The organism is Rathayibacter sp. PhB179, assembly GCF_004345345.1.
Classification (GTDB): domain Bacteria; phylum Actinomycetota; class Actinomycetes; order Actinomycetales; family Microbacteriaceae; genus Rathayibacter; species Rathayibacter festucae.
Window position 1 is genome coordinate 247,771 of the sequence record NZ_SLVD01000004.1, and the last position, 13,307, is coordinate 261,077.

Below are 13,307 nucleotides of genomic sequence, written 5' to 3' on the forward strand. Positions count from 1 at the left end.
CCTCGGCGCGTGCCTTCCCCCGGGTCCGCCCCATCGGGTCCGCCCCACCCCCCGCCCTCGACGCCCCTTGGAGCCCGCATGCCCCGCACCGCCCCGTCCCGGTCCCGCCTCCGCTCCGTGCTCGGCGTCCTCGCCGTCGCTGTCGTGGCCGGCACCACGCTCGCCGCCTGCTCCAACGGCTCCGACGCCGCCGAGTCCGGTGACGCCGGCTCGTTCGGCGAGGCCACGATGCAGCTCTCCTGGGTCCCCCACGTCGAGTTCGCGGGCGAGTACCTCGCCGACGCGAACGGCTACTTCGCCGACGCCGGCTTCGACTCCGTCACCCTCACCCCCGGCGGCACCGGCGCGACCGGCGCCGAGACCGCCATCGCGAGCGGCTCCGCCTTCGCCGGCGTCTCCTCGCCGCTGATCACCGGCCCCGCGATCTCGGAGGGCGCCGAGATGAAGATCGTCGGCGCGACCTACCAGAAGAACCCCTTCGCGATCGTCTCGCTGACCGACGCCCCGATCGAGACCCCCGAGGACATGGTCGGCAAGACCATCGGCGTCAGCGACAGCAACGACCTCGTCTGGCGCGCCTTCCTCGCCGCGAACGAGATCGACGAGGACGACGTCACTCGCGTGCCGCTCACCGACTCCACGCTGCTCACCACCGGCCAGGTCGACGGCTACATCGGCTACGCGACCGCCGGCGCCAACACGCTCAACCAGCGCGGCTTCTCGGCGCAGCAGTTCCTGCTCGCGGACACCGGCCTGCCGATGGTCGGCGAGACCATCGTCGTGGCGCAGGAGAGCATCGACGACGACCGCGAGAAGGTCAAGGCGCTGCTCTATGCGGTCGCCCGCGGCTGGCAGGACGCCGTCGCCGACCCGGACGCGACCGCCGCGACCGTGGTCGCCGACTACGCCGCCGACCAGAACTACAAGGTCGAGGAGCAGGCGCAGGTCATGGTCACCCAGACCGAGCTGATCAGCACCCCGGACACCGACGCGAACGGCCTGCTCACCATCACGCCGCAGCTGCAGGACGAGTCGGTCGCCTCGCTCGCCCTCACCGGCATCGAGCTCGACGCCGACGAGCTCTTCGACACCACGCTGATCGACGAGGTCTACGAGGAGCACCCGGAGCTGCTCGAGGGCTGACCCTCGACCCGGCCGGGCCCTGCGGAGGACCCGGCCACGACCACCACGGACCGCGCGGAGAGGACGAGCAGTTGACCGAGCAAGCGACCACCATCCAGGACGAGGGCATCCGCCTGTCGGGCCTGAGCAAGCGCTTCGACCTGGGCAGCCGCTCGGTGCAGGCCCTCGCCGAGGTCGACCTCGTCACTCCGCGCGGCTCCTTCCTCTCGCTGCTCGGCCCCTCCGGCTGCGGCAAGTCGACGATCCTGCGGATGCTGGCCGGGCTGGAGAAGCCGACCACCGGCTCCGTCTCGATCCACGGCACCGCCGTGCTCGGCACCAAGCGCTCGGCCGAGCTCGGCATCGCCTTCCAGGACTCGGCCCTCCTGCCCTGGCGCTCGGTCCGCTCGAACGTCCGGCTGCCACTGGAGCTGACCCGGCAGGCGGCGAAGCGCGACAGCATCCCGGACCTGCTCGACCTCGTCGGGCTGACCGGGTTCGAGGACGCCTACCCCTCGCAGCTCTCCGGCGGCATGCGCCAGCGCGCCTCGATCGCCCGCGCGCTCGTCGTCCAGCCCGATCTGCTGCTGCTCGACGAGCCGTTCGGCGCCCTGGACGACATGACCCGGCAGCGGCTCAACCTGGAGCTGCAGCGGATCTGGACCGCGCGCCCCGCGACCACGCTGATGGTCACCTACGGCATCGCCGAGGCGATCCTGCTCTCGGACACGGTCGCCGTGATGTCGCCGCGGCCCGGCCGGATCGTCGAGGTGATCGACATCGACCTGCCGCGCCCGCGGACCGTCGAGATGCTGCGCAGTCCCGAGTTCCACGCGATCGAGGACCGCATCACCGACATCCTGTTCTCGCAGCACGGCGTCGCGATGGAGGACGAGGCGTGACGCCCTGGATCCGCACCAACTGGCGCGTCTTCGCCGGGCTCGCCGTCTTCGTGGCGGTCTGGTGGATCCTCGCCGACACCGTCTACCGCGAGAGCCGCGCCGTGCCGAGCCCCGGCGCGATCATCGCCGCGTTCGTCCGCGACGGGCCGCTCTTCTACCTCCGCAACGTCGGCGACACCGTGCTCGCCGCCGGCCAGGGCTACCTCTGGGGCAACCTCGCGGCGCTGGCGCTGGCCGCCGTCGCGCTGCTGCTCCCGTGGACCCACCGCGTGATCGAGCAGATCGGCGTGATCAGCCACTGCCTGCCGCTGACCGCGGTCGGCCCGGTGATCCTGGTGATCTTCGGCGGCCGCACCACCTCGATCTTCCTCGCGGCGCTGCTCGTCTTCTTCACCACGCTGATCGGCGCGCTGCTCGGCGTCCGCTCGGCCCCGCGCACCGCGCTCGACCTCGTCTCGGCCTACCGCGGCGGCCGCTGGGCGAAGATCGTCAAGGTGCAGGCCATCGCGGCCGTGCCCGCGACGATCACCGCGCTGCAGGTCGGCGTGCCGGCGGCCATCCTCGGCGCCGTGCTCGGCGAGTACCTCGGCGGAGTGACCACCGGCCTCGGCGTCGCCCTCGCGGTCGCGCAGCGGCAGATGGACGTCGAGCGGGCCTGGGCCTTCGCCGTCACCAGCGGACTCGTCACGATCATCGGCTACGCGCTGATCGCGGCGCTCGGCCGCTGGCTGATGCCGCTGGTCGTCGGCCGCCCGCGCGCGAACCGCCGCCGCGCCCGCGTCGAGGTCGCCCGCGGCACGGGAGGCGTCGTATGAGCACCGCCACCCGCACCTCCTCCTCCTCCCCGTCCTCCTCCTCCTCGCGCGCCGCCCGCCGCCCGAGCGACCTCACCGGCCGGATGGTGCTGCGCATCGTCCGCGGCGAGCTCGTGCCGCTCGCCGTCGCCGCGGTCCTCGCGCTCGCGTTCTGGTACGCCTTCCTCGCGATCACCGACATCTCGCCGCTGCTGGGCAAGACGCCGACCGACGTCGCCGAGTACCTCTTCGTCGAGGCCGACGCCGCGGAGAACCGTGCGATCGTCTTCGGCAACCTCGGCGTGACGGCCGTCGACGCGCTCGTCGGCTACGTCGCGGGCCTGCTGGTCGCCCTCGCGATCGCGGTGCTGTTCGTGCTGATCCGCTCGCTCGAGGCGACGGTGATGCCGATCGCGATGCTGCTGAAGTCGATGCCGCTGATCGTGGTGACGCCGCTGGTGACCCTGGCGATCGGCAACGGGATCGGCGCAGTCGCCACCGTCGGTGCGATCGCGGTCTTCTTCCCCGCGCTGGTCACGGTCGGCTTCGGCCTCCGCTCGCTCTCGCGCGAGTCCTTCGAGCTGGTCTCGGTCTACGGCGGCTCGCCGCTGGACGTGCTGCTCAAGGTGGCGCTGCCGACCGCGGTGCCGGCGATCTTCGCGGCCGCCAAGGTCGCGGTGCCCTCCGCGCTGAGCGGCGCGATGCTGGCCGAGTGGCTGGCGACGGGGCAGGGGCTCGGCGGTGCGGTGCAGCGCGCCTCCGCCGGGTTCCGCTACGACGAGCTGTGGGCGTCGCTCGCGGTGATCACGGCACTGGGAGTCGTCGCCTACGCGGTCGTCGCGATCGGCGAGAGACTGGCAGCCGTCCGCTTCGGCGGACAGAACTGAGGACGGACATGAGCACCACCACGAGCATCACCGGCGCCGTCTGGGACGGCACCCGCGCCCTCGGCACGGCGACCCTGACCTGGAGCGGCGACGCGATCGCCTCCGTCGAGCCGGCGGACGGCCCGGTCGGCGAGCGCGGATCGGGCGAGTTCTCGATCATCCCCGGCCTCGTCGACACCCACGTGCACCTCGGCGCCTACTCCGGCGCGGGCACGGCCGACTTCGCCTCCTGGCCGCTGGTCACCCCGCGCGAGGAGCGCGTCTTCCACATCGCGAACAACGCGCGGAAGGCCGCGCGGGCGGGAGTCACCACGCTGCGCGACCTCGGCGCGGACGAGCTGCAGATGACCGTGGCGCGGATGTTCGAGCAGGGCATCGCGGAGGGTCCGCGGATCGTCACGCACGGCGCGGTCGGCATGACCGCCGGCCACGGCGACCTCTTCGTGCCGCCGCACTACCCGCACCGCGACCGCGTCGCCGACAGCCCCGACGAGTGCCGCCGCCTGGTGCGCACCTGGGCGCGGGCCGGTGCGGACGGCATCAAGATCTACACCAGCGGCGGCGTGCTCTCGATGGGCGACAAGGTCGGCTGGCGGAACCAGACCGACGAGGAGATCGCCGCGACCATCGACGAGGCGCACGCGCTCGGGATGCCCGTCGCGGCGCACACCCACTCGGAGGTCGGCCTCGACCGGGCCCTCGCGCTCGGCGTCGATTCGATCGAGCACGGCACCGCGATCGGCCCGCAGCACTGGGCCACGCTCGTCGAGCGGAACCTGCCCGTCGCGCCGACCCTCTTCATCAACGACGTGATCGCGGCCGGCCGGGCGCCGTCGTCGCCGGAGGCGTCGCTCAAGGCGCAGGACGTGGTCGCCGTGCGCGACGCGGGCTTCCTCGCCGCGGGCCAGGCGGGCGTGCGCTTCGTGCTCGGCACCGACGCGAACGGCGTCTACGTGGACTGGGGCGAGCAGCTCGACGAGGTGCGGCGGATGCGCGAGTCCTTCGGCTGGAGCTCCGAGCGGGCCCTGATCTCCGCGACCTCGGACGCCGCGGCGGTCGTCGGACTCGGGGCGAAGGTCGGCCGGCTTTCACCCGGTTTCGGCGCGGACTTCGTCGTGCTGCGCGGCCGCCCGTGGGAGAGCATCGACGACCTGCGCGCCGAGAGCATCGTCGCCGTCGTCTCGCGCGGCCGCGTCGTCTCGGGGGAGCTGCCGCGATGACCGCCACCGCGACCCGCCGCTTCGTGACCGCGGAGGCGCTCGGCGCCCCCCGTGGCGCGTACAGCCACGCCGTCGAGGCGCACGGCGTCGTCTACGGCTCGGCGATCGGGCCGTTCGCGCCCGGCGACGGCTCGGTGCCGGAGGGCACGGTCCCGGAGGGGATCACCGCGCAGACCGCCGCGGCCCTCGACAACATCGAGCGGCTGCTCGCCACGGAGTTCGGTCTGGGCCTCGGCGACGTGGTGCGGGTCACGATGATCCTCAGCGACTTCGAGCGCGACTTCGCGGCCGCCTCCGAGGTCTACGGAGCGCGGTTCGCCGTCGATCCGCCGGCCCGCACCGTGATCGGCGCGGTGCTGCCGGGGCCGCTCGTGGCGCTGGACTTCATCGCGGCGCGTCCCTGATCCTGCTCTCCGCTCCCGACCGCACGCACCACCGCACGCACCACCGCCGGCACCGACGAAAGGCTCCCGTGACCTCCGACTCCTTCCTCCTCGGTCTGCCCAAGGTCGAGCTGCACGTGCACCTGGAGGGGACGCTCGAGCCCGAGCTGCGCGCGCAGTTGGCCGAGCGCAACGGCCTGCCCGTGCCCGAGGCGCTCGCCTACGACTTCGACTCGCTCGCCTCCTTCCTCGCCGTCTACTACCCGGCGATGGACGTGCTGCGCGAGGAGCAGGACTTCTACGACCTCGCGACGGCGTACTTCCGCCGGGCCGCGGCGGACGGGGTCGTCCGCGTCGAGGCGTTCTTCGATCCGCAGGCGCACACCTCGCGCGGCGTGCCGTTCGAGGCGGTGATCGGCGGCTACCACCGCGCCGCGCAGGACGCCGCGCAGCTGGGCGTGGACGCCGCGCTGATCCTCTGCTTCCTCCGCGACCTGTCGGCCGAGAGCGCGGCGGAGACGCTCGAGCGCGCACTGCCGTTCGCCGACCGCCTGATCGGCGTGGGCCTGGACTCGGACGAGCGCGGCAACCCGCCGGCGAAGTTCCGCGAGGTCTTCGCGCGGGCCCGCGAGGCCGGGCTGAAGCTGACGATGCACTGCGACGTCGACCAGCCGAACGGCGTCGAGCACCTGCGCCAGGTGCTCGAGGAGATCGGCGTGGACCGGATCGACCACGGCACGAACATCGTCGAGGCGCCCGAGCTGATCGACGTCCTGGTGGACCGCGGTCTCGCGCTGACCTGCTGCCCGCTCTCCAACTCCTTCGTCTCGAGCGACTCGAAGGCGCCCGAGATGCGCGCGCTGCTCGAGCGCGGCGTGCGGGTGACGGTCAACTCCGACGACCCGGCCTACTTCGGCGGCTACATCGCCGACAACTACGCGGCGCTCGCCGACGCGGGCTTCACCCGCGACGAGCTGGTGCAGCTGGCGCGCAACTCGGTGCTGGGGTCCTGGGCGTCCGACGCGTCGAAGGCGGAGCTGCTGGCGCGGATCGACGCGTACGCGGGCTGATCCGCGGGCGGAGCCGCACGAGTGGACCCGGACCGGGGCCTGACCCGGTCGCAGCGCCCCGTTCGCGTCCGGTCGCGCGCTCGCAGCCCTTCGAGTGGAGGCGTGCCGGGGTCTGCGGCGGTAGCGGAGCCCGTTGCGCGTCCAGTCGCGCCTGGCGCGCGCTCCGGCTGCTCAGTGCTGGTGCTCGTCCTCCCAGCGGGGGAACGGGTCGGCGAGGGTGCGCCAGAGGTCCGGGCCGGCGAGGAGCTCGCGCGGCGTGAGCAGGCAGCCGTGCAGGACGCGGGTGAGCTCGTCGACGTCGAGGTCGCGGCCGAGGAAGACGATCTCCTGGCCGACGGGCGCGTCGGTGCTCCAGCTGCGGATCGCCGTCGGGTCGAGGCTCAGGACGTCGCCGGCGATCGACCAGCTTGCGACCCGATCGGCGCGGCTGGCGAGCCGGACCAGACCGCGCGAGCGGAGGATCCGGCCGACGCGGTGCGCGACGAACTCGTCGGCGACGGCCGTGTTCAGGCGGCCGGGGTGGAACGGCAGCGGATCGCGGAAGACGAACGTGGTCACCGATCCCGCGTCGCTCGAGACGCCGCGGAGGGCCCGCTGCCAGCCCAGGTCCGAGGCGAGGCGGTGCGCGCGCTGCGGGGTGAGGACGGCGCGGCGCTGCCGGTAGCGGTCGAGGTCGCGCTCGGTGAGGATCTCCGCCCCGGGCGAGAGCACCCGCAGCAGGTCGACGGCGGGCGAGGCTCCCGCGCCGTCGCCGTCGGTCAGGACGATCAGGCCGGCGAACTCGAGGCGCGCCGCGAGCCGCTCGGCGCGGTCCCACTGCTGAGGCCCTAGGTCCTCGGCGCCCTCGCCGAGCAGGACCCGGGTCACCTCGTCGACCGAGGTGACGGCGACGACGTCGAGGACGCCGATCCGGGTGTCGCCGGGGTGCCGCCGGACGCAGAGGTGCTCGAGGACGAGGGCGACCTCCATCGGGTCGGCGACCGGGTCGAGCGAGATCGCGGTGATGCCGCTCTCGCCGTCGTCCGCCTGGCGGGCCAGCTCGGCGGCCAGCTCCGCCGCGAACTCCGCGCTGTCCGAGTCCGGGAGGTCGACGGCGACGCTCTCGACGGACGTGACTCCGCCGGACAGCTGCCGCGCGATCCGGGCGCTGTCGGCGGCGTCGGTCGCGCTCACCAGCGTGACGGCGAGGACGGGTGGTCGGGGCAGTGAGCGCGGAGTGTCCATGGCGAGCTACTCTAAACGATAATCGTTATCAACTAGAAGGAGCACTCGTGAAGGTCCGCAACTCGCTGAAGTCCATGAAGTCGATGCCGGGGTCGCAGGTGGTGCGCCGCCGCGGCCGGGTCTTCGTCATCAACAAGCTCAACCCGCGGTTCAAGGCGCGCCAGGGCTGAGGCCTTCGGGGCGCCCTCGAGGGCGGTGGCCGCGGTCAGCCCTCGAGGGCGTGCCGGACCGCGTCGTCGACGATGTGGCTGACGTGGGTGTCGGCGACGGAGTAGTGCGCCTCGCGCCCGATCCGCTCGACGGCGACCAGGCCGGCCGCTCGGAGGGTGCGCAGGTGCTGCGAGACCAGGGGCTGCGAGAGCCCGGTGGTCTCCGCGAGATGCCCGACGGTCGACCGCTCGCTCGCCAGGGCGCGGAGCAGGCGCAGCCGTGAGGAGGAGGAGAGCACCTTGAAGAGCTCAGCCGCGGGTTCGAGATCCTCGGTCATCGGCGCCTCCAGGTCATCTGCTCATCCAAGCAGACGTGCATGCGTCGCGCGGCCTGCCGGTCGAGTGGCCTCTTCCTTGCTGGTCGAGTAGCCCCGCAGGGGCGTATCGAGACCCGCCGTGAGCCTCAGCGGGCGAGGGCGCCCTCGCCCCGCAGCCGCCCGTCGGCCAGCGAGACGACGCGGTCGGCGAGCGCGATCACGGCCGGGTCGTGCGAGACGCAGACGACGGCGACGCCGCGCCCCGCCTCGGCGCGCAGGATCTCGCGGATGCGCTCGGCGCTCGCCGCATCGAGTCCGGTCGTGGGTTCGTCCAGGAGGAGCAGGTCGGCGCCGCGCGCCAGCCCCTGCGCCAGCAGCGTCCGCTGCCGCTGCCCGCCGGACAGCACGGCGAACGGCTCGGCCGCGAGTGCGGAGATCTCGAGCCGCTCCATCGCCGCGGCGACCACCGCGCGCAGGTCCGCGCCGACCCGGCGCCAGCGACCGGTGCGCCCCCAGACGCCGACCGTCACGACGTCGCGGACGGTGACGGGGAGGCGGTCCGAGACGGCGGTGCGCTGGGGGACGAAGGCGACCGCGGACGAGACCGTGCGCACTCCCCGGGAGGGCTGCCGGGTGCCGGCGATCACCTCGAGCAGCGTCGACTTGCCCGCGCCGTTCGGCCCCGCAATGACGGTGAGCGTGCCCGGCGGCACGTCGAGATCGACGCCGTCCAGCGCGGTCCGCTCGCCGAAGTCGACGCCGACTCCGCGGAGGCCGACGCGGGAGGAGGGCTGCTGACTGCTGGACACGGCCCCGAGCGTACCAGTTTGATAATCGTTCTCATTATCCGTTACGGTCGGGCACCATGCCTGCCCTCCTCTCCGGGATCCTCGAGCCGTTCGCGCTCGACTTCCTCCAGCGCGCCCTCGCCGGCGGCGCCCTCGTCGCCGTCCTGTGCGGCGTCGTCGGGACCTGGGTCGTGATCCGCGGCATGGCGTTCCTCGGCGAGGCGCTCGCCCACGGGATGCTCCCCGGCGTCGCGCTGGCGACCGTGCTCGGCGCGCCCGTGCTGGTCGGCGGGGCGGCGAGCGCCGTCGCGATGAGTCTCGGCATCGCCGCGCTGCAGCGTCGGGGCCGGCTGTCGTACGACACGAGCATCGGCATGCTCTTCGTCTCGATGCTCGCGCTGGGCGTGATCATCATCAGCCACTCCGGCAGCTTCGCGACCGACGCGACCTCGATCCTGTTCGGCGACATCCTCGCCATCGCGCCGGTCGATCTCGTGCTGCTGGCCGTCGCCGCCGGAGTCGGGCTCGCGGTGGCGGCGGTGTTCCACCGGTCGCTGGTGGCGCTCGCGCTCGATCAGCGGATCGCCGCCGTCCTCGGGCTCGGGCCGCGCTCGGCCCAGGCCGCGCTGGTCGGGCTGGTGACCCTCGCGGTCGTCGCCTCGTACCAGGCCGTCGGCTCGCTCCTGGTCGTCGGGCTGCTCCTCGCACCCGCCGTCGCCGCGGGTCACTGGACGACGCGGATCCCGACCCGGATGGCGCTCGCCGCCGTGCTCGGCGTGCTCTCCGTGCTCGTCGGGCTGCTCGTCTCCTGGTACGCGGCGACCGCCGCGGGCGCCTCCGTCGCCGCCACCGCCCTCGCCGTCTCCGGACTGTCCTGGGCGCTGCGGGCGATGACCGTGTCGCGCCGTCCGCGCCGGGTCGCCGTCCCCGCCTGACCCTCGTCCCCCCTCCGAAAGGACCCCGTGCTCTCCCGCTCCATCCGCTCCCTCCGCACCGCCCCGGCGCTCCTCCTGGGCGCCCTCGCCCTCGCGGCCTGCTCCGCCGACCCCGCCGCCCCGCCGGTGGACGACGCGACCGGCGAGGGTCACGGCGCGATCTCGGGAGCCGCGGAGCTCGCCGAGCCCGCCCTCGGCCTCACCTGGATCGACCCGGCCGGCGCCGTCTCGCACCTCGACCTCCTGGACGAGAGCGTCGCCGAGCTCGGCACGGTCGGCGCCCCGTCCGCGCTGACGACCGACGGCCGCTACCTCTTCGCTCAGACCGCCGCCGGGGTCGAGATCGTCGACAGCGGCGTCTGGACCTGGGACCACGTCGACCACTTCCACTACTACCGCGCCGAGCCGGCGCTGCTCGGCACCGTCGCGGGTGAGGGGGAGGCGGTCGTCGCCACCACGAACCTGTCGACCTCCGGCGGCACCGGGCTGTTCTTCCCGGAGTCGGGCGAGGCGGTGCTCCTCGACACCGAGGCGCTGTCGAAGGGCGAGATCGTCGAGTCGTTCCGCCTGGACGGGGAGCCGGGGCCCGGGATGGTCGTCCCGGTCGGCTCGTTCGCGCTCGTCACCGAGGGTGCGGGGGAGTCGGCGTCGGTCGTCGGGCACTCGGCCGACGGCGAGCGCACGGGCCTCGTCGAGGCGTGCCCGCAGCCCACGGGGACGATCACGACCCGCGTCGGCGCGGTGATCGGCTGCGCGGACGGCGCGCTGCTCGCCACCGTCGACGGCGAGGAGCTCGTCGTCGAGCGGATCCCCAACCCCGAGGGCACGACCGCGCCCGCCGCGACGGGCTTCGCGAACCGCGAGGGCCGGCCGACCGTCGCCGGGCTCGCCGGCGGCGAGGGGATCTGGCTGCTCGACACCCGGGCCCGCTCCTGGTCGCTGCTCCCCGCCCCCGCGCCGCTGGCGCAGGTGTCCGCCGTCGACGACGAGGACGACCACGTGCTCGCGCTCGCGCAGGACGGCCGGGTGCTCGTGCTCGACGGCGCGGACGGTGCGGTGCTCGCGCAGACGGAGCCCCTCGCGGCCGAGTCGCTCGCCGCGGGCCTCGCCCCGACGCTCGTCGCCGACCAGCAGCGCGCCTACCTCAGCGCCCCCGCCGAGCGGCGCCTGCACGAGATCGACTACGCCGACGACGCCCGCCTCGCGCGCAGCTTCGACACGGCGACCGAGCCGGCGTTCACCGCCGAGACGGGACGCTGAGCATGCGACGCCGACGACTCCGCGCACCTCTCGCCGCGGCCGCCGTCGCGCTGCTCGCTCTCACCGGCTGCTCGGCCGGTGCCGACGACCGCCCGCTGGTGATCGTCTCGACCAACATCCTCGGCGACGTCGTCGAGCGCCTGGTCGGCGAGGAGGCCGAGGTCGTGACGCTGATGAAGCCGAACGCCGACCCGCACTCCTTCGAGATCTCCGCGCAGGAGGCGGCGCGGCTGCGCTCGGCCGACCTGGTCGTCTCCAACGGCCTGGGCCTGGAGGAGGGGCTGCAGCAGCACCTCGACGCCGCGGCCGCCGAGGACGTGCCGGCCTTCGTCGCCGGCGACGCGATCGACGTGCTCGACTACTCCGAGGGCGACGCCGAGGGCAGCCCCGACTCGCACTTCTGGACCGACCCGGCCCGGATGATCGCCGTCGTCGACGCGCTCGCGCCGGTGCTGGCCGACCTCGACGGCGCGGACCCCGCGTCCCTCGAGCGCAGCGCCGCCGAGTACCGCGCCGAGCTCGAGGCGCTCGACGCCGAGATGACGGCCGCCTTCGCTGCGATCCCGGAGGAGCGCCGCGCCCTCGTCACCAACCACCACGTCTTCGGCTACCTCGCCGACCGCTTCGACTTCGACGTCGTCGGCGCGGTGATCCCCGGCGGCACGACCCTCGCGGCGCCGTCCGCCTCCGACCTCGCCGACCTCGTCGAGGCGGTCGAGGAGACCGGCGTCCCCACGATCTTCGCGGAGTCCTCGTCTCCCGACCGCCTGGTCCAGGCGCTCGCGAGCGAGGCCGACATCCGCGTCGAGGTGGTCGAGCTGTTCACGGAGTCCCTCACGGGACCCGAGGGCGGCGCTCCCGACTACCTCAGCATGATGCGCGTGAACACGCAGCGCATCGCCACCGGGCTCTCACCGTGAGCGCCCACGACCAGCACCAGGAGAACCACATCCCCATGCGCACCAGCCCCTTCCGCCGAGCGCCGCTTCGGCGAGCGCCCCTCCGCCGAGCCGGCCTCGGCCTCCTCGCCCTCGGCGCGATCGCGACCCTCGCGGCCTGCTCCTCGAGCAGTGCCCCCGCGGCCGATCCGACCGCCGTCGCCGCACCTGACGCGGCCGGCACCCGGCTCGCCGTCGCCTACGAGGGCGGCATCCTCGTCCTCGACGGCGAGACTCTCGAGACCGTGGCCGACCTGGACTCCGAGGAGTTCACCCGCCTGAACCCGGCGGGCGACGGCCGGCACGTCATGGTCACCATGAGCGAGGGCTTCCAGCTCCTCGACACCGCCGCCGGCACCGACGGCGAGCCCGAGCTCACCGACGTCGTCTTCGCCGCCGACACCCCCGGGCACGTCGTCCGCCACGGCGGCAAGACGATCCTCTACGCCGACGGGACCAGCGACACGACGGTCATCGAGACCGCGGACCTGGCCGACGCCGAGGGCGTGCCCGAGGTCGAGACCATCCCGGGCGTCCAGGCGCACCACGGGGTGTCGATCGTCCTCGAGGACGGCACCTTCCTCACCACGGTCGGCACCGCCGACGGCCGCACCGGCATCGAGGTGCGCGACGCCGCGGGCGCCGTGGTCGCCACGAACGACCAGTGCCCCGGCGTGCACGGCGAGGGCACGGCCGAGAACGAGGTCGTGGTCTTCGGCTGCGAGAACGGCGCCCTCGTCTACGACGGCGGCGAGATCACCAAGCTCGAGGCGCCCGACCAGCCGTACGGCCGGATGGGCAACGCCTGGGTCAGCGAGACCAGCCCGATCATCGTCGGCGACTACAAGGACGACCAGGACGCCGAGGGCTACCTCCTGCACCGCCTCGCGCTGATCGACACCGAGGCGAAGACCCTCGACGTCGTAGACCTGCCCGAGGGTGTCGAGTACACCTTCCGCGGCGTCGCGCGCGGCCCGGACGACCTCGCCTACCTGATCGGCTCCGACGGAGCGGTCCACGTGATCGAGCCGGAGACCGGGGAGATCACCGACTCGTACCCCGTCGTGGACGCCTGGGAGAGCCCCGTCGAGTGGCAGGACCCGCACCCCGCCATCACGGTCGCCGGTGACATCGCCTATGTCACCGACCCGGCCGCGAAGAGCGTCCACGCGCTCGACCTGACCACCGGGAAGGTGCTGTCCAGCGCCGAGCTGGAGGTCACGCCGAACGAGATCGCGCTCGCCGCGAGCTGACGCACGGGACGACGGAAGGGCGCGGGGCTGCTGGCCCCGCGCCCTTCTCCGCGTCGGGTGCGGTT

Annotated in this window: 15 protein-coding genes; 12 read left to right on the forward strand and 3 right to left on the reverse strand. The window is 73.6% G+C overall.

Going from position 1 to position 13,307, the window contains the following annotated elements:
- The first annotated feature begins 78 nt into the window (after positions 1-78).
- From EDF43_RS10645 to add, 7 genes are all read left to right on the forward strand, one after another.
- Entirely contained in the window at positions 79-1,143 is a 1,065-nt protein-coding gene (locus tag EDF43_RS10645) for an ABC transporter substrate-binding protein (RefSeq protein WP_132436735.1), read from the forward strand.
- Positions 1,144-1,214: 71 nt separating this feature from the next.
- Positions 1,215-2,024, forward strand: coding sequence for an ABC transporter ATP-binding protein (locus EDF43_RS10650; protein ID WP_132436737.1), 810 nt, complete (start codon positions 1,215-1,217; stop codon positions 2,022-2,024).
- Positions 2,021-2,839, forward strand: a complete 819-nt coding sequence (locus EDF43_RS10655) for an ABC transporter permease subunit (RefSeq protein ID WP_185020174.1) — start codon at positions 2,021-2,023, stop codon at positions 2,837-2,839. The genes EDF43_RS10650 and EDF43_RS10655 overlap by 4 nt, the downstream gene beginning before the upstream one ends.
- Positions 2,836-3,705, forward strand: a complete 870-nt coding sequence (locus EDF43_RS10660) for an ABC transporter permease subunit (RefSeq protein ID WP_132436739.1) — start codon at positions 2,836-2,838, stop codon at positions 3,703-3,705. Before EDF43_RS10655 ends, EDF43_RS10660 begins: the two co-directional genes overlap by 4 nt.
- Positions 3,706-3,713: 8 nt before the next feature.
- Complete coding sequence (locus EDF43_RS10665) at positions 3,714-4,925, forward strand: amidohydrolase family protein (protein ID WP_132436741.1); 1,212 nt, start codon at positions 3,714-3,716, stop codon at positions 4,923-4,925.
- A complete protein-coding gene (locus EDF43_RS10670; RefSeq protein WP_132436743.1) occupies positions 4,922-5,329 on the forward strand; it encodes a RidA family protein in 408 nt (135 codons plus the stop codon). Before EDF43_RS10665 ends, EDF43_RS10670 begins: the two co-directional genes overlap by 4 nt.
- Positions 5,330-5,397: 68 nt before the next feature.
- Positions 5,398-6,378 (forward strand): adenosine deaminase, encoded by a 981-nt coding sequence (gene add, locus EDF43_RS10675; RefSeq protein ID WP_132436745.1) that lies wholly within the window; start codon positions 5,398-5,400, stop codon positions 6,376-6,378.
- Positions 6,379-6,549: 171 nt separating this feature from the next.
- Here add and EDF43_RS10680 read toward each other — a convergent pair whose 3' ends face one another.
- Positions 6,550-7,602: a GTP-binding protein gene (locus EDF43_RS10680; protein ID WP_132436747.1), complete on the reverse strand. Its 1,053-nt coding sequence runs from the start codon at positions 7,600-7,602 to the stop codon at positions 6,550-6,552.
- A 47-nt stretch (positions 7,603-7,649) separates the two neighbouring features.
- On the opposite strand from EDF43_RS10680, the gene ykgO reads away from it, so the two are divergent.
- A complete protein-coding gene (ykgO, locus tag EDF43_RS10685) occupies positions 7,650-7,772 on the forward strand; it encodes a type B 50S ribosomal protein L36 (protein WP_123446985.1) in 123 nt (40 codons plus the stop codon).
- Positions 7,773-7,807: 35 nt separating this feature from the next.
- Here ykgO and EDF43_RS10690 read toward each other — a convergent pair whose 3' ends face one another.
- Together EDF43_RS10690 and aztA are read right to left on the reverse strand one after the other, a co-directional pair.
- The gene (locus EDF43_RS10690; protein WP_123446984.1) at positions 7,808-8,089 is read right to left on the reverse strand and encodes a metalloregulator ArsR/SmtB family transcription factor; all 282 of its coding nucleotides are present in this window, start codon (positions 8,087-8,089) and stop codon (positions 7,808-7,810) included.
- Positions 8,090-8,214: 125 nt separating this feature from the next.
- On the reverse strand, positions 8,215-8,877 hold the full coding sequence (aztA, locus tag EDF43_RS10695; RefSeq protein WP_132436749.1) for a zinc ABC transporter ATP-binding protein AztA: 663 nt from the start codon (positions 8,875-8,877) through the stop codon (positions 8,215-8,217).
- A gap of 56 nt (positions 8,878-8,933) precedes the next feature.
- On the opposite strand from aztA, the gene aztB reads away from it, so the two are divergent.
- The 4 genes from aztB to aztD are packed head-to-tail and all read left to right on the forward strand — an operon-like array spanning position 8,934 to position 13,242.
- Positions 8,934-9,791: a zinc ABC transporter permease AztB gene (gene aztB, locus EDF43_RS10700; protein ID WP_132436751.1), complete on the forward strand. Its 858-nt coding sequence runs from the start codon at positions 8,934-8,936 to the stop codon at positions 9,789-9,791.
- Between the two features lie 27 nt (positions 9,792-9,818).
- Positions 9,819-11,051 carry an ABC transporter gene (locus tag EDF43_RS10705; protein ID WP_243646278.1) on the forward strand — a complete coding sequence of 411 codons (1,233 nt, stop codon included), beginning with the start codon at positions 9,819-9,821 and terminating at the stop codon, positions 11,049-11,051.
- Positions 11,052-11,053: 2 nt separating this feature from the next.
- Positions 11,054-11,971: a zinc ABC transporter substrate-binding protein AztC gene (gene aztC / locus EDF43_RS10710; RefSeq protein ID WP_132436753.1), complete on the forward strand. Its 918-nt coding sequence runs from the start codon at positions 11,054-11,056 to the stop codon at positions 11,969-11,971.
- Complete coding sequence (aztD, locus tag EDF43_RS10715; protein ID WP_243646279.1) at positions 11,968-13,242, forward strand: zinc metallochaperone AztD; 1,275 nt, start codon at positions 11,968-11,970, stop codon at positions 13,240-13,242. The genes aztC and aztD overlap by 4 nt, the downstream gene beginning before the upstream one ends.
- The last annotated feature ends 65 nt before the right edge of the window (positions 13,243-13,307 follow it).